17 protein-coding genes are annotated in these 21,623 nt (G+C 38.1%); 8 read left to right on the forward strand and 9 right to left on the reverse strand.

The features are described from left to right. Positions 1–4: 4 nt before the first annotated feature. Both dhaL and dhaM read left to right on the forward strand, forming a co-directional pair. Entirely contained in the window at positions 5–637 is a 633-nt protein-coding gene (gene dhaL, locus M983_RS06110) for a dihydroxyacetone kinase subunit DhaL (RefSeq protein ID WP_066748653.1), read from the forward strand. Positions 638–665: 28 nt separating this feature from the next. Continuing rightward, complete coding sequence (gene dhaM, locus M983_RS06115) at positions 666–2,105, forward strand: dihydroxyacetone kinase phosphoryl donor subunit DhaM (RefSeq protein ID WP_066748656.1); 1,440 nt, start codon at positions 666–668, stop codon at positions 2,103–2,105. Positions 2,106–2,181: 76 nt separating this feature from the next. Here dhaM and M983_RS06120 read toward each other — a convergent pair whose 3' ends face one another. From M983_RS06120 to M983_RS06130, 3 genes are read right to left on the reverse strand one after another with little or no spacing between them, the layout of a single operon-like run. After that, positions 2,182–3,453 carry a sigma-54-dependent transcriptional regulator gene (locus M983_RS06120; protein ID WP_066748659.1) on the reverse strand — a complete coding sequence of 424 codons (1,272 nt, stop codon included), beginning with the start codon at positions 3,451–3,453 and terminating at the stop codon, positions 2,182–2,184. Then, positions 3,431–5,806: an ATP-binding protein gene (locus M983_RS06125; RefSeq protein WP_066748662.1), complete on the reverse strand. Its 2,376-nt coding sequence runs from the start codon at positions 5,804–5,806 to the stop codon at positions 3,431–3,433. Before M983_RS06125 ends, M983_RS06120 begins: the two co-directional genes overlap by 23 nt. Before the next feature lie 57 nt (positions 5,807–5,863). Then, positions 5,864–7,153 (reverse strand): ABC transporter substrate-binding protein, encoded by a 1,290-nt coding sequence (locus tag M983_RS06130; RefSeq protein ID WP_066748665.1) that lies wholly within the window; start codon positions 7,151–7,153, stop codon positions 5,864–5,866. 312 nt (positions 7,154–7,465) lie between these two features. Between M983_RS06130 and M983_RS06135 the strand changes: the two genes are divergently transcribed. The 6 genes from M983_RS06135 (at position 7,466) to M983_RS06160 (ending at position 14,731) form a co-directional block, all read left to right on the forward strand. Further along, complete coding sequence (locus M983_RS06135; RefSeq protein WP_066748668.1) at positions 7,466–8,803, forward strand: MFS transporter; 1,338 nt, start codon at positions 7,466–7,468, stop codon at positions 8,801–8,803. Between the two features lie 75 nt (positions 8,804–8,878). Continuing rightward, positions 8,879–10,327, forward strand: coding sequence for a pyruvate kinase (gene pyk / locus M983_RS06140; protein ID WP_066748671.1), 1,449 nt, complete (start codon positions 8,879–8,881; stop codon positions 10,325–10,327). Positions 10,328–10,635: 308 nt separating this feature from the next. Then, positions 10,636–11,823 (forward strand): ROK family transcriptional regulator, encoded by a 1,188-nt coding sequence (locus M983_RS06145; RefSeq protein ID WP_245684021.1) that lies wholly within the window; start codon positions 10,636–10,638, stop codon positions 11,821–11,823. A 37-nt stretch (positions 11,824–11,860) separates the two neighbouring features. Beyond that, entirely contained in the window at positions 11,861–13,150 is a 1,290-nt protein-coding gene (locus tag M983_RS06150) for a hypothetical protein (RefSeq protein ID WP_066748674.1), read from the forward strand. A 28-nt stretch (positions 13,151–13,178) separates the two neighbouring features. After that, positions 13,179–14,342 carry an MFS transporter gene (locus M983_RS06155; protein ID WP_066748677.1) on the forward strand — a complete coding sequence of 388 codons (1,164 nt, stop codon included), beginning with the start codon at positions 13,179–13,181 and terminating at the stop codon, positions 14,340–14,342. Positions 14,343–14,464: 122 nt separating this feature from the next. Further along, positions 14,465–14,731 (forward strand): DksA/TraR family C4-type zinc finger protein, encoded by a 267-nt coding sequence (locus M983_RS06160; RefSeq protein ID WP_066748679.1) that lies wholly within the window; start codon positions 14,465–14,467, stop codon positions 14,729–14,731. A 115-nt stretch (positions 14,732–14,846) separates the two neighbouring features. Here the strand turns inward: M983_RS06160 and M983_RS06165 are convergent, their stop codons facing one another. The 6 genes from M983_RS06165 to M983_RS06190 form a co-directional block, all read right to left on the reverse strand. Beyond that, on the reverse strand, positions 14,847–16,154 hold the full coding sequence (locus tag M983_RS06165; protein WP_066748681.1) for a CitMHS family transporter: 1,308 nt from the start codon (positions 16,152–16,154) through the stop codon (positions 14,847–14,849). Between the two features lie 288 nt (positions 16,155–16,442). Next, positions 16,443–17,159 carry a purine-nucleoside phosphorylase gene (gene deoD, locus M983_RS06170; RefSeq protein WP_066748683.1) on the reverse strand — a complete coding sequence of 239 codons (717 nt, stop codon included), beginning with the start codon at positions 17,157–17,159 and terminating at the stop codon, positions 16,443–16,445. A gap of 77 nt (positions 17,160–17,236) precedes the next feature. Continuing rightward, positions 17,237–18,463, reverse strand: a complete 1,227-nt coding sequence (gene deoB, locus M983_RS06175; protein WP_066748685.1) for a phosphopentomutase — start codon at positions 18,461–18,463, stop codon at positions 17,237–17,239. A 67-nt stretch (positions 18,464–18,530) separates the two neighbouring features. Further along, on the reverse strand, positions 18,531–19,853 hold the full coding sequence (deoA, locus tag M983_RS06180; protein ID WP_066748687.1) for a thymidine phosphorylase: 1,323 nt from the start codon (positions 19,851–19,853) through the stop codon (positions 18,531–18,533). 73 nt (positions 19,854–19,926) lie between these two features. Then, positions 19,927–20,706 carry a deoxyribose-phosphate aldolase gene (gene deoC / locus M983_RS06185; protein ID WP_066748689.1) on the reverse strand — a complete coding sequence of 260 codons (780 nt, stop codon included), beginning with the start codon at positions 20,704–20,706 and terminating at the stop codon, positions 19,927–19,929. 586 nt (positions 20,707–21,292) lie between these two features. Continuing rightward, positions 21,293–21,623, reverse strand: a 331-nt coding sequence (locus M983_RS06190; RefSeq protein ID WP_210433231.1) for a TatD family hydrolase, incomplete at its 5' end; no start/stop codon positions are given.

The raw sequence follows: 21,623 nt of genomic DNA on the forward strand, positions 1-21,623 counted from the left end.
AATAATGGCACTAACAAATACTCAAGTTATTCTTTGGTTACAACAATGCGCACAACTTTTTGAAAAAAATAGTGATTATCTTACCGATCTGGACCGTGAAATTGGTGATGCTGACCATGGTTTAAATATGAATCGTGGCTTTAAAAAGGTGCTTGAAAAATTACCTGAATTTGAAAATAAAGATATTGGCTTTATTTTAAAAAATACCGGTATGACTTTACTTTCTAATATTGGGGGTGCTAGTGGTCCGCTATTTGGTACTTTCTTTATTCGAGGAGCAAAACCCGCAGCAGGTCTTGAAAGTCTCGATTTAAATCAACTATATGACGTATTTAAAGATGGGGTTGATGGCATTGTCAGTCGCGGAAAAGCACAACCTAGTGATAAAACGATGTGTGATGCTTGGTGGCCTGTTCTCGATGCACTAAAACAAGCTAATGACGATAAGTTATCTATTAAAGAAGCGGTTACCAAAGCGTTAGATGCCGCTAAAAAAGGCGCTGAAGATACCATTCCAATGCAAGCAAAAAAAGGACGGGCGAGTTATCTTGGTGAACGTAGTATGGGTCATAAAGATCCCGGTAGTGCTTCTGTCGTTTTTATACTACAAGCATTAACAGAAAGTCTTGATAAATAACTTATAATCTAACCAAGAAAGGTCTGCAATGATAAATATTGTTATTGTTTCTCATAGTAAGCACCTCGCTGATGGTGTTGCTGAACTCGCAAGCCAGATGATCAATCCAACACACTGTAAGCTCGGTGTTGCTGCTGGAATTGATGATGAAAACCACTCTATTGGTACAGATGCAGTAAAAATCATGAGTACCATAGAATCGCTATCAGATGCTGACGCGATTATTGTTATGATGGATTTAGGTAGCGCTATTCTTAGTACAGAAACAGCTTTAGAGCTTCTTGATCCTGACATCGCTGAAAAAGTCTCTTTATGTTCAGCACCACTAGTTGAAGGTACCTTAGCGGCAGTTGTTTCAGCCTCTTCTGGCGCAAAGCTTGAAACCGTACTTGAAGAAGCGTCAAGCGCCCTTTTACCTAAGAAAGAGCAATTAGGTGAAAATATTTCAAATGTGACTGAAAATACAGATGCACCTGTAAAAATAGAAGGCAAAGAAGCGCATTGGACTGTACGCAATCCTCATGGATTACATGTCAGACCGGCATCGGCCTTAGTTGATACACTCTCAAAATTTAAAGCCGAATATCAACTTATTAAAGGTAATAGACGCATTAATCCTTTAAGTTTAAATCAACTTTCTTTAATCCAAGTTCGTCAAGGTGATGAGATTACACTTATCGCGTCTGGTGAACAACAAGATGAAGCTATTGCGGCATTTCTTGAATTAGCCAAAAACGGCTTTGGTGAAGAAATCCCTGCTGAGTTAGGCAATAAAACCTTAAAAGGTACTTTAGTTCCTGCTAAAGTGATTCAAGCTCCTGCTTTTTTATGGCATGAAACTGATTTATCTATTACTGAAAACTTATCTTCACCAATTGATATCGATACACAAATTACCTTATTTAATCAAGCAATTAACGATACGTTAGATGATCTCAAACGCTATGTTAAAAAAGCACACCGTGAAATGGGAGAACATATTAGTGCTATTTTTGATGGGCATATCATGATTTTAGATGATGACGATTTATTATCATCAGTGACAGATAGAATTAAGCAAGATAAGCTCAGTGCACAACAAAGTTGGTCTGATGAAATGCAAGAGAGAACGCAACAATATCGTGATCTCACAGATCCTTATTTACGCGCTAGAGAGCTTGATCTACGTGATCTCCGTAATCAAGTGCTATATCATTTGCAAAATAAAACTCGCCCTTCTTATGTACCATCAAAACCGGCTATTCTTATTGCGAAAGAAATATATCCTTCAACTTTAATTCAAGTTGAAAACCATAAATTACTGGCAATTGGTTTAGCAGAAGGCGACTATCGTTCACATAGTGCAATTATTGCTTCAGAGATGAAAAAACCAATGCTCGTCAATTTAGGTGCTGAGCTACTGACTATTAAAGACGCGCAAATGCTCAAATTTGATATTCAAAATAGCGAATTGACGATTACCGCTTGATAAAAGAGAAAGAAATAACTAAATCGTAGCTTAAATGAAAAACCCGCATATGATAGTGCGGGTTATTATAATGACCCTAGATCTTAGGTTTATAACTTTCTTTCTCTAAATCATGTTTTTTCATACGCAAATAAAGTTTCTTACGTGGTATTCCTAAATAATCCGCAACATCACTCACTCTGCCTGCAAATAAATACAGCGCATCTTCAATTAAACGGCGTTCATATTCATCAACAAGATTATCTAATGGCCCCTCAGGCGGGATAATAGCTCGGTGTTGTTCACTGTCGACCATTTTAACAATGCCAACAGCATATAACTCTGCAACATTGCGTAATTCACGAATATTTCCAGGCCAATCATAGCGCTTTAAAATATCAAGATAATTACGATCAATTTTAGGAATGGCGATACCGAGTCTATGAGCGCTTTGTCGTAAAAATGCCCTAAATAATGGAATGATATCAGGGCGTCTTGCACTTAAAGGGGGTAAAGAGAACGTAATTTGAGAGAAATAATAATAAAACTCAGGAATTAATCGCCCTTCAGTCACGAGTGTTTGTGTATTGTTTTCTAAAATAGCGATGGTTTTAAAGTGACGTTTACCAAGCCGTTCCATATCTAACAAATAAGAGCTTAACCAGCGCTGTGCTTGTGATGAAAGAGAATAAGGTGAACGTAAAATAAGTGTCCCTATATTATTTTGCTCTATTTGCGCAATCACTTGGCTAATATCTGGCGTATTTTGACAATCAATGGTTTGAATAGCACGTTCATGACGAGGGCTTAATTCATGAAGTAATTGCGCCAATAAATGACGCCCTGTGCCCATTTCACCTTCAATCATTAAGTCTTTATCAATATCAGAAATTTGTTGTACTTGTTCTCTAATCGCTGTGATTTGTGCACTATCACCAACAAGTCGTTCTTGTGTCGTGCTAATCATTGTATTTCTTAGTGCAAGTGTTGTTTTACGCTCTTTACACGCTTTAGCCACCAGCTCTAAAAATAATGGCGGATTAATTGGCTTTTCAATAAAATCATAAGCCCCCTTTTTAACCGCCTCTACAGCCAGTGGAATATCACCATGTCCTGTTATCATAATAACGGGGATACGAGCATCGATTTGTTTTATTCGCTCTAATACTTCCATACCATTCATTGCTGGCATATAAATATCAAGCACAACCGCCCCTTGCCAATGAGGTGTTAATAAATTTAAGCCGTCTTCAGGTGAATTAGTTACTCTAGCAACTTTACCTGCAAGATTAAGTAAATGACGATATGATTCTAAAATATCTTCATCGTCATCAATTAATAAAACATCAGGCATCTGTGATTGTGTCATTTGTAAACTCCAAAACAACCATAGCACCACCTGTTAAAGTCGATGCTAAGTAAATTTCATAACCAAACCGTTGCATAATAGAACGGCAAATTGATAAACCTAACCCTAATCCCACATCTTTTGTGGTAGTAAAAGGCGTAAAGAGTTTTGGTAAAACATCACGATTAAAGCCTTTACCACTATCGGCAATGCCAACGAGTTGCTGTCTCGCTGTGCTAGATAAACTCATGACTATAATTTGACCTTTTCCACTTCCTGCTATTGCATCCATCGCATTGACGAAAAGATTGACTAACACTTGCTCTATTTGCGTAGGATCAGCACAAATAGTGAGTTCACCGGAAAGCTGATTAATAATGGTACATTGCTCTCGTTTAGAGCGCGACTCAACTAATACCATGGCACTTTCCACCAACTCTTTTAAAGGTGCTGATACAAAGCTAATTTCAGACGGTGATTTACGAGAAAAATTGCGTAATGCCGTAATAATTCGGTTCATACGAGCACTAAGCTTTTCAATACGTTCGATTGAATCAGGTAGTTGATCGTATTTTTTCATTTCTATCGTTAATTTGGCACTATAAAGGTAAGTATTAATTGCAGAAAGAGGCTGATTAAGCTCATGAGCTAAACTTGTCATCGCCTGTCCTACTACCGCCATTTTAGCCGTTTGTATTAATTCCTCTTGTGTTTGTATCAGGTGCTTTTGCGCTTGCTCACGGCGTATAATTTCGTCGTTAAGTTGCTGGTTTTTCTCTTGTAAATCCTGCGTCTTTAGTGCAACCAGATGTTGTAATTCTAAACGACTTAATTCTTGGCGTGTAATATCGGTGATAGTAACAATATATTTATGCTCTTCTTTATGGGGATATTCACGAATATTAAATTGTAGAAAACGAGAAGTATGTGATTGCACCATAGTGATAATACATTCACTTTGTCCAACACGATAAAGTGAACTTTCTATACTAAATTGGGCTTTGAGCATAACACTGGCTTCACCACTAAAAAGTTGCCATAACGGTTTATTACTTTGTTCTTTGCCAATACCCAGTAATGTCGCAGCACTTGGATTCACCGTTTCGACTTTGCCATCATGATGACATGTAATGAGGCTAGCATCAGTATTATTAATCAGATTTAGTGCGTTACTAGCTTCAACTTCTTTCATTTGTCGCCAAAATCGTCGTAATCGACGGCTCAATAAGCCAATTTCATCTTTCCCTTCAATTAATACAGGTTCTGTTAAATGTCCTTTTGCAACATGCGCTAAATCATCGCTTAATCTATTTAATCTTGCGACTAAGCGTCTATCTATAAGAATTTTCATCGCAATGATGCTAAGCAATAATGAAGCAACAATAATCACCACAATGACTATTTTTCCTGTTGCCATTAATTTTCGCGTATCTGCATTCAGATTATTTAACGCTTCACTAGTTGCAAATACATTACCTCTTACAGCATCATCAAATTGTGAAAGCTTTTGTGTAAGTTCTGGTGTTAATGCTTTAAGTTTTCGTTCATTTTCTACATCATCAATTAATGTTTGATAAATATCCCCTTTATAACGAGTGATAGCTATAATTTCCTGTAATACCTGACGATGAGCGATTGTCGAAGGATAGTTTTTTAACTTTTCATTTAAGGCAACAATTTCATCTGTTTTTACATTGATATAATGAAACGCAACATCAATATCACGGCTATAGCGTTGATGTGCAATTTCTTCAACTAAACTGATTAACTCATTTTCTGTGGTAAATAGCTCTTGTAATAAGGTCGATTCTAATAAAAGCTGTAAGCTATTTTCTTGTACATTCTTCTCATTAATCATTTGGCTAACATGCCACTCAATTTCATTGAGTAGCGGTTTAATATCTTCACCAACAGCATCATGCATCCATGCTAATTGTCCTAAAAGTTGCGCTAGTCTATTTTCTAACTCACGACGTTTTTCTAACAAAATATCTTGCTCATCAATAAGATGAGATAATTCATCAACAAGTTGTGTATAAAAATCACGCTGGGGCTTTTGTTCAATAGGAAAATCGCGCAGATTATCTAAAAGCTGATAGATAGCCTGCTTTTGTTGCTCTGAAATTGATTTTCGCTGTGTTTGTTCACGCTCTTTTAAGAGCATCTGCAAGTTTGTGCTATAACGCTCCATGTTATAGCTGGTGGTTAACATCGGTAACGAATTTTCAACTGAGGCATTTATCTGTGTCGCTAATTTTCCCCACATAAAAAAGATAACTACACCAATTAATAAGGTGAGTAATGAGCTAAAAATAAACGCCATATAAAGGCGTCTACCTAGCTTGCCAAATTGCTTAGGCACAAATAATTTCATCCATAATACCTTTCATTAAAACAGCATGTTTTGCTGTATACGTGAACCACAAGGTCATCAGGGTGATTTGGTTTCTTTAAGTAAAACCAATGCTTGTTCAAGATTTTGCGCTTCTTGTGTACGCCATTGATAAAGAACGGCAAGAGCTTGATCTGAATATTCTCGCTGATCGGCTTCTTTCATAAAAAGGGCTTGAAGCGTCGGTGAATTAGCTTCTTTTTCGGTAATAAGTACCGAACTTGCCATGTTTCTGGCTTTACTAATAGCCGCTATACGCTCTGGTGTTTTATTTTCCTGTCTTTCTGCTTCATGAATATCATTCCAGACTTGGCGCATTAATGGAAAGTTATGGGTGATCATTTGATCAAACAAAGCATTGACAACTTCACTACGACGATAAGCTTCATTACTGTTAAGAATGAATTCGGTATTATTAGCCAACTCATCATTATTACGTAAGATCTGTTTACTAAGAGGGATCTTCGCCATATCACTTTTATAAATGATCTCTTGCCCTTTATCAGAGAGTGCAAATGCAATAAATTTTGCAGCGGTCTCTCTTTTACTGCTTTCAGCAACAATCGCAACATAAGCGGGTAAAATAATCGACTTATCAAAATAGCTAAATTCAACAAAATCAAAACGTTTTTGATGATTAAATGCATAGTTATCAATAATAGGACCTGCACCTACAATACCTCTTGCAATTGCATCACTCACTCGTGAGCTACGCGCTGATATTGAAGAGAGATTACCACTGGTTTCCAGTAAGATTTGCCAGCCTTTATCCCAGCCATATTCTTGCAAAACATTTTCAACCATCAATTGCATCGTTCCTGAATTCGCGGGTGTTGTCATGGTTAAATGCCCTTGATAGATGGGATCACTTAAATCAAGCCAACTTTTAGGCGCAGGAATACCTAATTTTTGTAAATATTGTGTATTACTCATAATACCAATACCGGAATAGCCCACGGTGGTGATTTTATCATTAAGAATATCACTATGACGTGTCAGCCATTTAGGCGTTTCATAATTTACAGGTAATCGAGCTAGTAACCCTTCTCTATCTAGATGATGGAAGAAATTAGCCGATGATGACATCACAATATCAACAGGCTGTGTGGGATATTGCTTCATCATGCGTGTTGCTATGGCAACTCGTCGATAAACAACTTGCACTTTTGTTTCAGGATAACGAGCACTAAAAGCTTCTGTTAGCGGTCGCATTGGTGTATCAGAAAGCGTCGTCAAGATAACAAGTGGCTGCTCATCACTGTGTACCGGCATGATAAACAGCCAACTAAAGAGCAAACAGACGAGGCTAAATATTGTTTTTATTTTCATTACATACCCCTGGATTTGATTGAAATAAACCGAAAAATGTGTCGAGCATCAAACTTCTGATATTTAGTAATATTTATTATTTTTAGATAATGAGTCCTTAATGACTCATTTGAATTAGTAATACAACGATATCTTCACCCATTTTTAAAACAACACCTAATAGCAATGTTACAAAATTGACTCATCAATTCAGCCGAATGTGTCAGCGCTGACTCAAATTCACTGTTTTGCACCAAGACGACCTAAATGAATAGCATCATCACTGAAAACAAAAATCAGCTTCAGGCATGAATACTATTCGGAGTCATCTCTATGCTAAGTTTCTTTAAAACCAGAAAGGATCTACCGCTTATCCAAGCGTCGAGTGAAAAGATCCGCGCAATCTATAAAAAAAATCAATGGCAAGTTTTCTTGGGATTAGTCCTTGGCTATGCCATGTTTTATGTTGTTCGTATGGCACTTGGCGTGGTAAAAAAACCCATGCTTGATGCAGGCATTGTCACTACAGCAGAATTAGGTTTGATGGGTTCTGCGTTTTTCTTTACCTATGCATTTGGTAAATTCTCAAACGGCTTTTTATCGGATTATGCCAATATTGGGCGCTTTATGTCCATCTCTCTCATTGCATCCTCTTTTGTATGTATCTTTATGGGGATGTCGACAGCGAGCCTATTCTTCATCTTATTATGGGGAATTAATGGTTGGTTCCAATCTGTAGGATCAGCCCCTTCTTGTGTTTCTATTTTCCAATGGTTCTCACCAAAACAGCGCGGTACAGTTTACTCTATTTGGGGTGGTTCTCGTAATATCGGTGAAGCCATTACGTGGATCTTAACGGCAACAATAGTGAGTTTCTTTGGCTGGCGTGCTGGTTTTATCGGTGCAGGTATTGCAGGTATTTCTGCTGGCATCATTTTATTACTTATCTTAAAAGACCGTCCTCGTACTTATGGCTTACCTGATCCTGCGACGGCTTACGGTGAACCATCAGAAGCGGTTAAATCAAGTGATCCCAAAGAAACGCGTCGCGCTCAATTCTTTGTTTTAAAACAACCTACAGTTTGGATAATCGCAGCTGCTTGTGCCGCTATGTATATCTCTCGCTATGCCATTAGCTCATGGGCTGTTTTATATCTTCAAGGCTCAAAAGGCTATTCATTAATTGATGCTGGCTTTGCCATGTCAACGTACCCAATTGCTGGCTTCTTTGGTGCAATCCTTGCTGGTATGGCTTCTGACAAACTGTTTAATGCCAATCGTCATATTCCAACACTTATCTATGGTATTGCCAATATCACAGGCTTTGCGCTGATGTTCTGGGGTCCTCAAAGCCGCATGATGGATGCTGTTGCATTGAGTATGGTCGGTTTTGCAATGGGGGGACTTGTGGTGTTCTTAGCGGGTTTAACAGCATGTGACCTAATGCCTAAAAATGCGGTTGGTGCTGTGAAAGGCTTTATCGGATTGTTCGCTTATATCGCGGCTTCTGCTCAAGAGCTTATCTCTGCTTCACTTATCAAAGTAACTACAGTTGGTGATGTAACTCATTACGACTTTAGCACAGTGCAATATTTCTGGATTGGTTCTGCGATAGTTTCCATGATCTTAGCAACGTTTGTCTGGAATGCGAAAAAAGTCACCATGAATTAATGGATTAATCATTATTAGTTTCGTTGTCAATGAGGGAGTCATACTCCCTCCTTATAAATAAAAGAGAATGTCATTATGCGTAAGACAAAAATTGTTGCGACTCTAGGCCCAGCTAGCTGTTCAGAACAGATGGTTGAAAAACTCATTTTAGCAGGTGCTAATGTATTTCGTTTGAACTTTTCACATGGTACTTGTGAACAGCATCAGGCCACAGCCGCAATTATTCGTCAGGTCGCAGAAAAGCATCGTGTATATATTGGTATTTTAGCTGATCTTCAAGGCCCAAAAATTCGTATTGCTAACTTTAAAAACGATTCAATTCACTTAACACAAGGTGAAGCATTTACGCTTAATGCCTCTTTAGATGCATCATTAGGTGATGAGCAACAAGTTGGCTTAGATTATCCTGAACTCGTTAAAGAAGTCACACCAGGGAATATTCTTTTACTCGATGACGGCAATATTCAACTTCAAGTCATTGCCGTTAATAATAATAAAATTGAAACAAAAGTGACTGTAGGTGGCAAATTATCTAACCGTAAAGGTATTAATTTACTTGGTGGTGGTTTATCCGCACCTGCATTAACCGATAAAGATAAGCAAGACATACACACAGCAGCCGCTATTCAAGCAGACTATATTGCCGTTTCATTTCCACGCAATGGTGCTGATATTGAATATGCACGTCATTTAGTCATTTCAGCAGGAAGCCACGCTAAAATTGTTGCTAAAGTAGAGCGTGCTGAAGTGGTTTCTTGTGAAGAAAATATGGACGATATCATTAACGCTTCTGATGTCATTATGGTAGCACGTGGTGATTTAGCCGTTGAAATTGGTGATGCCAGTTTACCTGGTGCGCAAAAACAACTGATTGCGCGTTGTCGTGCTTTAGGTTGCCCTGTTATTACCGCAACACAAATGATGGAGTCCATGATAGAAAACCCAATGCCAACGCGCGCTGAGGTCATGGATATTGCAAATGCAATTGGTGATGGGACTGATGCTGTTATGCTATCAGCAGAAACGGCAGCAGGTAAATATCCTGTAGAAGCTGTCAGTGCTATGGCTCGTGTTGCTCAAGGTGCAGAACGTTCTTTTGCGGCTAATAGAGAAAATCCATGGCAATCGCCTGCTTACTATTCGCAAACAGGTCGCTGGATTGCATTAGCCGCCGCGACTACTGCATTTCATGATGATGAGCACCTTAGTGTAGCCGCGCTTACTGACAATGGTAAATCAGTGACTTTGCTTTCTCGTTTTATGCCAAATAATAACGTTTATGCACTAACAGATAATGCCGCGTTAGCAGGTCAGTTAACCGTATTACGTGGTGTTACACCAATTTATTATCAACGCCAAAATAGTGCAGATAGCGATTCACGTATTATGAAAAAGCTACATGATGAAGGGTTACTTACAGATATCACATCACTTTTAATTACGCGTTTATCAACATTTGAAAAAACAGGCGAAAGCGATTGTTGTCATCTTGTTCCGGTTAAACATGCTGAAGTTGTCGTCTAAGTTTTCACCCCACGTCTTATGAGAGAGACAACCTGAAGTATAAAACTAAAAAGCACTACATAATTTTAGCCATAAGGATGTGGCTATTTTTCTTTTTTTCTTTCTTATTTTTCTCTTTTTCTTTCTTTTATTGATTAATTTTGCTCACTAAAATGTGATCAAAAACTCATTTAGGATGGTTTCTAAACTAATTGTTCATTTTATACTTTACATACAAGTAAAATAGGTGCATAAATAACCTTATTAAACGGTTTTACATAAAAAAAACATAATTTAGTTTTGTTTCTAAACAATTTGGAGTAACTAACGTGACACCCAGCGTGCCAAATACTTTACGGCAAATGAATGCCTCTCTTGTGTTAAATGTGATCCGTCAACAAGGTCCATTGTCACGCGCTCAAATCGCTAAAATAAGTGGTATTACAAAAGCGACGGTGTCAGAAATTATTAATGATCTCCTTGAAGAAAAAATCGTTTATGAAAGCGGTATAAGTTCGCCTTCAGGGCAAGGTAGAAGAGGTATTTTAATTAATTTCGATCCTCAACATGGTTTAGGCATTAGTGTTGATTTAGGCGGTACTAAAATCGCTTACGCTGTATTTAATTTAAATGCTGAATTGTTGTATGAGTATCAAGAACCTACTTTTTCTACTGATGATCGCGAGTATTTTTTAACGTTATTTGCACAAAGTATTGAAAATGTGATCGAAAAAAGTGGCGTAGACCGCAAAAAGATCAATGTTATCGGCGTTGCCACACCAGGGATCATCGATATCAATAATGGTGTTGTACTTGAAGGCTCTCCAAATTTACCCCAATGGGATCATTTGCCTTTAGCACAACGTCTAACAGAAAAACTTAATGTACCCGTCGTTCTTGAAAACGATATTCGAGCAGCGCTTATTGGCGAGATGTGGAAAGGTCGTTGTCGTCATGCCCATAGTTGTGCGCTTATCGGTATTGGAACAGGATTAGGCTCTGCATTATTGATGGATGGAAAAGTGATACGCGGTGCTAACAATGCCGCCGGTGAAATTGGCTATATGATGTTTGCCCGCGATCACCTTTTTCAAAATTGGCGAAATAAAGGCTGTTTTGAGTGTTTTAGCTCAGGTTCAGGCCTTAGTGAGCGAATGGCCGCATTATCAGGCAAAGATCTGAGTGCCATTGAAATTATCAATGCAGCACAGCAAGGTGATTCACTCGCTCAATCATTAATTGAAGAAATGGCGGATTATCTTGCTATTGGGATAATGAATTTAATCGCCATAGCCAATTTAGAAAAAGTTGTATTAACAGGAGGATTAACACGCTCTGCTGAACTCTTTTTACCACGTGTTCAAGCAAATTTAGATAGACACTTGTTTGCGAACACAAAAGTTACTATTGAGCTGACTGAATTATGGGAAAAAGGCCCGCTACATGGTATTGCGATACTCGCCTTAGCAACTATTTATCCTTCTATTCAGTTTATGCCCGAAATCCAACTGAGATAACTCTAATAAAAACGTTTAAACGAGATGGGAGTCACTCATGGCCGGAATACATCTTCATCCACATGATATTTTAGACGAAGGCATGCCTGCTATTCTTCAACGCCTTGATGGTATGAAGCATGTAGAACATCTCTTTGTTGAAATTAATACAATTTTTGAACGTAACCCTTACCCAGTAGGCAACTTACCTCATAACCCTATTCATGATGTCGTTATGGGAATGGGCACTCTACATATTAATACAAAAACCGATTTTCCTCGTCTTAGCCAACGAGTTGATGCGTCCATTTTAGCTGGCGCTGATCCGTTAATGACAATAAAACAGGCAACAGATGGTGGAAAATACAAAGTCATACCATGGGCAAATATCCTCAACGGTGATTTCATTGGTGAGGTAGAAAGCAACCACGTCGTCGATTTTAAAGGTCGTCCTCAAGCGCACTGGCTATGTCCTAATGCGCCTGATGTCGCAAAATTATGGCAAAAGACCTTCACAGCACTGAAACAAAACTACGGCTACGACACCTTTTTAATCGACAGAATTCGTTTTCCTGATTGGGCTGGAAAAGAGGTAAACCCTGCTGGGCTATTCACTTGTTTTTGTCCCCATTGTGAAAAGAAAATGGCACAACGTGGTTTAGCAGTTAATGAAATAAAAGCACGTCTTGCTGCACTTGCTAATTGTTTAAAACAAGGCGATTTTGAAACACCAGTAACAGCACTAAAAGAAGAACCTCTTTTAAAAGCTTGGCAGGCATTTCGTCAACAAAGTGTTTCACAACTCGTTGAAAAACTATTAGCGGATGCAAAGCAAACTGCGGGTGGAATTACATTATGGCTTGATTTATGGCCACCTGCTTATAGTTGGATCTTAGGCCAGGATTATCATGAACTAACACGTTATTCCAACACATTAAAACATTTTCCTTACCATAAATTGGGAGGAGGTGCTGATGTTCAGGGTCTAATTAATTACTTTGCTCATGATAGTGAAAGCCAAGAGCGTGCATTTACTGCGTTTAAACGTTTATTTGAATTGCCTTACGAGCTTTCTTATGAACAGTTTAAACAAGACGGTTTTCCAATTCGTTTTGTCGCAGAACAAAATAATAAAGTAAGACAGCTTTCACAACCTAATACCTTTATTTATAGCGGTATTCAAATGTGGAATTTACCTGCTAATCAATTAATAGAAGCCGTCATTGCAGCAGAAGAAAGTGCGTGTGATTCATTACTTTATTACTGTTATGGATGGGCAACACAAGACTTATTTGATGCAATTGGTGAACACCAGCTTTCTCATAATAAGAAAACGGCTAAAGAATAATACACCGCAGAAAAACAAGGACTACACTATGGCCAAGCAACAAAAATGGAAAGTCTTTTTCCTCTTGTTTGTCACGATGTTTTTACTCGGTGGCATTCAAAATACGAAAGGGCTTATTCTCGAACAAGTTCAACATGATATCTCATTAAATATGGGACAAGTGGGAACATTAATTACTTTTTTCCAAATCGGCTTTTTAGTTGCCAGTTTATTAACAGGCTACTTTACCGATAAAAAAGGATTAAAAGTAATGATGTTCATCGGCTCATTAATGATGGCAGTTGGTTTAACAGGAACCAGCCTCGCTTTTAATGTTATTTTATTCTTTGGCTTTTATTTAGTGATTGGCTTGGGTATTGGTTCGATGTTAGTGTCTATCGTCACCGTTATTCCAACCTTCTATAAAGAAAAAGCAGGTATGATGTTTAATGTTTCCAATGCAATGTTTGGCGTTGGAATGATTGTTACTCCATTGATTTTACAATACCTCTTTTCACACTCGATTTCATGGCGTTCATTCTATGTCGGTGTCGCCGTTATTGTTGCCGTTATTCTTGTCGTACTTAGTACATTAAAAATTGAAAATAGCGCACAAGTGGATATGAAATTCAGTGACTTTTTAGATTTACTGACTCAAAAATCCTTATTACTCGTTATTCTGTTTATTATGCTATATGTCGCGGCTGAAGCTGCCTTTTTAAACTTCTTCCCTATTTTCTATACCTCTATGGATATTGGGAATATGACAAATGCACAAAAAGCAGAAACCGCCGCTTATGTTATTTCAAGCTTTGCATTCTTATTTACTATTGGACGCTTTATCGGTGGGTTTATTAATCTCGCCTTAGGTGATCGTAAGACATTAATTTTGTTCTCACTATTTTCACTTATTGCGATTATCGTAAGCCGCCTTTTTGTTCAAGATATTGTCTATCTCTTTATGGTATTTGGTTTTGCATTATCAGTATTATTTCCAACAGCGGCCGCAGTTGCGACAAAATTAACAAGTAAAAGCGGTTCTGTTATGGGATTAATTTATGTAGCGTCAGGTGTAGGTGGTGCATTAGCGGGCTCTTTAATTGGCCAAGTATCAGAAAGTTATAATGTCTCTATAGGCTTTAATTTAATTATCGTTTTTGTTGCCTTATTCTTTATCCTCTCTCTATTTATTAAAGAACACAAACAACAATAATAATAGCAATCCGTTTCGCCTCCTTATTATCCCCTCTTATGAGGGGATTTTTTATGCTGTTGATTTTTCCATCATCGCCCTTATATTAATATTTATATTCAATGTTGGAATAGGAGAATATTATGGCGAGTGGATGGGCTAATGATAGTGCTGTTCAAGAGCAAATAGATGCCACCATTGATGATGCTATCTCAAGAATACGCCATCAAATATCACAAGGTGAAAGTGCACAATTTTGTGATGAATGTGGTGAGGAAATTTCGCTAGCTCGACAAAAAGCCGTACCTGGTGTGCGTTATTGCATACATTGCCAGGAGGCGTTAGATAAAAAACACGATGCATTCAGTGGTTATAATCGCCGTGGTAGTAAAGATAGTCAGCTAAGATAATCTAAAACTTAAAATAGTGAAGTGACTCCATAATCGAATATTCAATTCTTGAAGTCACTTCAACTTATTTCTAATTAAATGTTCACTGACCTATCAGTCATATATTTATTAAGTTTTAAAATAGACCTAATAGCGCACCAACACCCAAAGTAAAGAAACTAAATAACCATATCCAACCAAATGAATAGCGCAAATGGCGTCCCATATCTGTCCCAGCAATACCCATTGCTAACCATGCAGCAGGAGAGAATGGGCTCACAAAGGTACCTGCGTTATTACCAATCGCCATTGCATAAACCACATCAGTCGCATGAACCCCCCCTGCTGATGTTACTTCTTGAACTATCGGTAATAATGCAAAGTAATAAGCATCAGTGCTGGTGAAAATATCCATTGGAACACCAAAGATGCCTACAATAATATGTAACTTGCTTATCCAATGAATAGGCAATACAGCGGCTAAATCAAGTGCAATTGATTCCAACATTTTCCCATGAGACATAATCCCTAAAAACGCACCAGCAGATAGGATTATTGCGACCATAGATAATGCTTGTGGTGCATGATGATTAATAACGGATAATTGATCTTTAGGATTAGGGTAATTAATAATAAGAGCCAGTGATAATGCAATCATAAAAATATAAGGTGCAGAAAATAATCCTAATGCTAAACATGTAATTGAAGCGATAATTAACGCGACATTTATCCAGAATTTTTTAGGTTTTTCATTGCCTGTTTCACGTTCATTTTCATCAAATAAACCTAATATGGTATCTCGCTGATAGGTACCCGCTGACGTTGCTTTAGCAATACGTCTTGTTTCTCTAATACCCATTAAACCCGCGAAAATGACAGAACCTAAAATACCAAAAGCTTGTACAGGAATTAAATTTTGCCATAACTGAGCCGCAGGTATACCAGTTACCGCAGAAGCTCTACCCAAAGGCCCACCCCAAGGTACCATATTCATCACCCCCATACTTGTACACATGACTAAAAGCATAAGATAAGGGCTCATTCCTAATCGTCGATAAAGCGGAAGAAATGCAGGGATAATAATTAAAAATGTTGCAGCACCTGAACCATCTAAATGCACTATCGCTGAGACTAAGGCCGTTACCATACAAACGATAATGACGTTACCACGCGTAATGCCTATCATGATGCGAATGAGAGGATTAAATATATGTAGATCTTTCATTATGCTAAAAAATAATATCGCAAATAAAAACATGGTGGCGACATTACATACTTGCTTGATCCCTAATTCAAAAAAGGTTGAGATCTCACTAAATGAATATCCAGCAAATAAAGCTCCAATCAATGGAACAACCGACATTGCAATAATAGGGCTTGTTTTTCCCATCATCAGTAATGTCACGATAGTAATAATTATGAGTAATCCGATAATCGTTAACACATGAGATCCTTTTATTCATTATTATGTTTGTATCTTTATGTTACAAAAATGATAAAGGATGATGTGAAAACATTTTTAATCATGTGAACTCACTCACTGATTATTTCACTAGTAAATAGAATACACGCATTATGATTAAAATATATTTTTAATATTTAAAATAATGAATATATTAAAAATATAATATGAAATTTAATTTAAAATAAATCCCCTTCAAGCAAGTGTAAATAAAAAAGACTCATTATTGAGTCTTTTTTATTTTTTAAGCAACGAAATGTAATAAATCTATTAGTCTTCTAGTAATAGAACAGATTCTAATGCGATTTCAATCATTTCATTAAATGTTGTTTGGCGCTCTTCTGCTGTTGTTTGAGTACCTTTCTTGATGTGATCTGAAACAGTACAGATAGCCAGTGCTTTTGCGCCATATTCAGCAGCGACACCGTAAATACCAGCAGCTTCCATTTCAACACCTAGAATGCCGTATTTTTCCATCACATCAAACATTTCTGGATCTGGTGAGTAGAAAAGATCAGCAGAGAAAATGTTACCAACGCGAACGTTAATATCTTTAGCTTTAGCGGCTGATACTGCATTTTGGACTAATTGGAAATCAGCAATCGCAGCAAAATCTTGGTCTTTGAAACGTAGACGGTTAACTTTAGAGTCAGTACATGCACCCATACCGATAACAACATCACGCAATTCAACATCCGGTAATACTGCACCACATGAACCCACACGAATAATCACTTTTACACCAAAATCAGTGATAAGTTCTTTCGCGTAGATTGAGCAGGAAGGGATACCCATACCATGCCCCATAACAGACACTTTACGGCCTTTATACGTACCTGTAAAACCTAACATACCACGAACATTATTGACTTGACGGACGTCTTGCAGAAAAGTTTCAGCAATATATTTAGCACGAAGTGGATCGCCTGGCATTAAAACAACGTCCGCAAAATCGCCCATTTCTGCGTTAATATGAGGGGTAGCCATAATTTATCCTTCTAATTAATCTTTTCACTTTGCAAAAATAATTCGGTAGATACATTGCTATACCTACCGAAATAAAATTAAAACATGGATTTACCATATTCTACAGGTGATAAATCAAAGTAATTCACGACTGTTTGACCAATATCCGCGAATGTTTCACGATGACCTAATGAGCCAGGTTTTACTTTAGGACCATAAACAAGAACTGGGATATGTTCACGAGTATGATCAGAACCTGGCCAAGTTGGATCACAACCATGGTCTGCGGTTAAGATAAGAATATCGTCACCAGTGACTAATTCCATTAATTCAGGTAAACGGCGATCGAATAACTCAAGCGCTTCACCATAACCGACAACATCACGACGGTGACCATAAGAAGAGTCGAAGTCAACAAAGTTAGTGAACACGATGGTGTTATCACCCGCTTGTTTCATTTCTACCAGTGTTGCATCAAATAACGCATCAATACCTGTTGCTTTCACTTTCTTAGTGATACCAACATTTGCATAAATATCTGCAATTTTACCGATAGAAACGACTTCTCCTTGTTTTTCATCAACCAGCTTTTTCAACATAGTTGGTGCTGGTGGCTCAACCGCTAAATCATGACGATTACCAGTACGTGCAAAATTACCCGGTTTGTCACCAATAAATGGACGAGCAATAACACGACCGATGTTGTAATCACCTTTGTTCAATTCATCACGTGCAATTTCACACAGTTCATATAATTTATCTAAACCGTAAGTTTCTTCATGACATGCAATTTGGAATACAGAGTCAGCAGAGGTATAAAAAATCGGTTTACCGGTTTTCATATGCTCTTCGCCTAACTCATCAAGAATAACGGTTCCTGATGCATGACAGTTACCTAAGTAACCCGGAATATTTGCACGTTTAACGATATTATCTAATAGCTCTTGTGGGAATGAGTTTTTCAAATCTTTAAAGTATCCCCAATCGAATAGAACAGGAACACCCGCGATTTCCCAGTGACCTGACGGAGTATCTTTACCAGAAGAGATTTCACTCGCGTAAGCATATGCACCGATAATATCTGCGTTTTTATCTAAACCAACTGGGAATTCACCTGATGATTCTTCAGCGGCTTTTCCTAGACCTAAACGGCACAGATTAGGTAAGTGAAGAGGGCCTTTACGACCATCTTTATCTGCTTTACCTTCAGCAAATGCTTTTGCGATATGGCCTAATGTATTTGAACCTTCATCACCATATTTTTTTGCATCACCAGCAGCACCGATACCAAAGGAATCTAATACCATGATATATACACGTTTCATTATTCTCTCTCCTGTGTCATTTTCCGAAATAAACGGATATGTCACCTATAAATCATAATTTGAGTTCTTATTCGCTGATTTGGCGGTATACCATTGGTGATGTTTCACATTTAGTGTCACCAATTATCATCGCCTTACGAACTTCATCCGCCGCTTCTTGCCATGATTTTTCACTATTAGCGTGAATGATAGCAAGTGGTCTTTCTGTATCAATTTCGTCACCTAATGCTGCGATGTCGCTTAACCCAACACTATAATCAATTGTGTCAGTTGCTTTACGACGACCACCACCTAGTGTCACGACAGACATACCTAAAGCGCGAGTATCCATTTCGGTTACAAAGCCTGATTTTTCAGCGAATACAGGTTTACTTAATACTGCGGTTGGCAAGTATTTATTGTAGTTTTCAACAAAGTCAGATGGGCCTTTTTGTGCAGCAACCATACGACTAAAGACTTCAGCGGCTTTACCGTTGTCTAATACGGCTTGTAATTTTTGACGAGCTTGCTGACGATCATCCGCTAAGCGACCTGATACCAACATTTCAACACATAACGCCATCGTCACATCTAAAAGACGAGGATTACGATATTCACCTGTTAAGAATTGAACGGCTTCACGTACTTCAACGGCATTACCTGCACTTGAAGCCAATACTTGGTTCATATCTGTTAACAAGGCCGTAGTTTGACAGCCTGCGCCATTTGCGACTTTAACAATAGACTCTGCCAGCTCTTCAGATTTCTGATATGTTGGCATAAACGCACCTGAGCCTACTTTAACATCCATAACTAAGGCATCTAAACCTTCTGCTAATTTCTTACCTAAAATAGAAGCTGTGATTAGCGGAATTGAATCAACTGTAGCAGTAATATCACGGGTTGCATAAAAGCGTTTATCAGCAGGTGCTAATGAATTAGTTTGACCGATAATAGCAACACCAACATTGCGAATAATATCGCGGAATTTCTCATCATCTGGGAAAATATCAAAGCCTGGAATCGCTTCTAATTTATCTAATGTTCCACCAGTATGACCTAATCCACGACCAGAAATCATAGGGACATAGCCACCACAAGCGGCAACCATAGGGCCTAGCATCAGCGATGTGACATCACCAACACCACCAGTAGAGTGTTTATCTACAATAGGACCATTAAGATTTAAGCTTTTCCAGTTAAGCACCGTTCCTGAGTCACGCATCGCTAATGTTAACGCAACACGTTCTGGCATTGTCATATCGTGAAAATAAATCGTCATTGCAAGTGCTGCAATTTGACCTTCAGAAACAGTATTATCTCTGACGCCATTAATGAAAAAACGAATTTCTTCCTCAGATAAAGGATGACCATCACGTTTTTTACGAATAATTTCTTGGGCAAGAAACACCGCAACCTCCTGGTTTTATAGCATTAATGACGCTCACTTAATCAAATTAAAATGAGCGTGCTTCACGAATAGATTAATAACCACTCGACGATTTTTTCTCGCCATGACCTAATGTGGCTAATAAATTACCTAATAAGCTTGATGCGCCAAAACGGAAGTGACGAGCGTCAACCCAGTTATCACCCATAATGCGATTAGCTAATGCAAGGTATTGAGCAGCTTCTTCAGCAGTGCGAACACCACCCGCTGGTTTAAAACCAACTTCTTTGCCAACACCCATATCGTGGATCACTTGGATCATTAATTCTGCGCTTTCCAGAGTTGCATTCACAGGCACTTTACCTGTTGATGTTTTAATAAAATCTGCGCCGGCTTTAATAGCAATTTCAGAGGCTTTAAGAATAAGCGCTGGCTCTTTTAATTCACCCGTTTCAATAATCACTTTTAGTAAAGATCCCGCTTTTGCACATGCTTCTTTACATGCTTTAACGATATCAAAACCAATTTGCTCATTACCCGCCATTAGTGCTCTGTAAGGAAAAACAACATCAACTTCGTCAGCACCATAGGCAAGTGCCGCATTCGTTTCTGCTAATGCGATAGCTAAATCATCATTACCATGTGGGAAGTTAGTTACTGTTGCGATACGAATTTCAGGCGTACCTTGTTCACGTAACACTTTACGTGCTAACGGAATAAAACGTGGATAGATACAAATAGCGGCTGTATTGCCTTCTGGACTTTTTGCTTGATGACATAATGCGGTAACTTTTGCATCAGTATCATCTTCATTTAATGTAGTTAAATCCATCAAAGACAGCGCAAGGCGCGCTGCTGCGGTTAAATCTGTCATAAAACTCTCCAACGATGTTTTTTTACGCCCATATTGGGCACCCGCTTAAAATCAGCGATTAATTTTTGTTGGCGAGCGGACTTGGTTCCTTGAAGATGTTGTTGTAACGTACACTACAACGACAGCTGAGATCCTTCTCACCGCGCTATGCTCACTTCGGCGACCCGTCATTGAGCTTTCGCCATTCCATGAAGTTTCAGCACATCTTTATTTGAACACGCTTAGGAACAATTAGATGTGCTTTGTATCACAGTAATTAAATGCAACTTGCAATCACGCACATTGAAGTGTGATAAAAGTCACAATTAAACTCTATTAAGGGTTAATATTACTCGAATATTATCACCAAGTCGCCGTTATACCGCAAAAAAAACGTAATCTAAACTAGACAGCAAACTTATTGACTTTATTTGATGCAATCTGCGAAATATTTCACATCCTATAAGTAAAAATAGTTAACATTTCAATAAAGACAAATATAAAACCCATAAGTATAAAATATAGGCTTATTTTTAGGTTGTTATAGAAGATTTATTGCCATAAAAGAGTTGCGTTTAGGTGAATATCTATTGAAAAAGTAATTGTTTTAAATCTGGAATAATTGCTGGCTATTTAAATAAATTTGCTGAGAAATAACCTCTGGCGTTTCTTTGCGTAAAGTACAAAGATGTTCAAAAACAGATTGGATACGTTCAGGTCGATTAGGCTCACCTTGAAAACCACTTACTGGCATATCAGGGGCATCAGTCTCTAATAACAATCTTTCTAAAGGAAGAGTAGCTATAGCGTTACGTGTCTTATGTGCTCTCTCATAAGTAATAGTTCCTCCCACGCCAATATAAAAACCTAATTGAATAAATTTTTCGGCTTGTTGCAAGCTACCTGCAAATCCATGAACGACGCCTTTTCGAGGAAGA

The organism is Proteus myxofaciens ATCC 19692, assembly GCF_001654855.1.
Taxonomy (GTDB): Bacteria; Pseudomonadota; Gammaproteobacteria; order Enterobacterales; family Enterobacteriaceae; genus Proteus; species Proteus myxofaciens.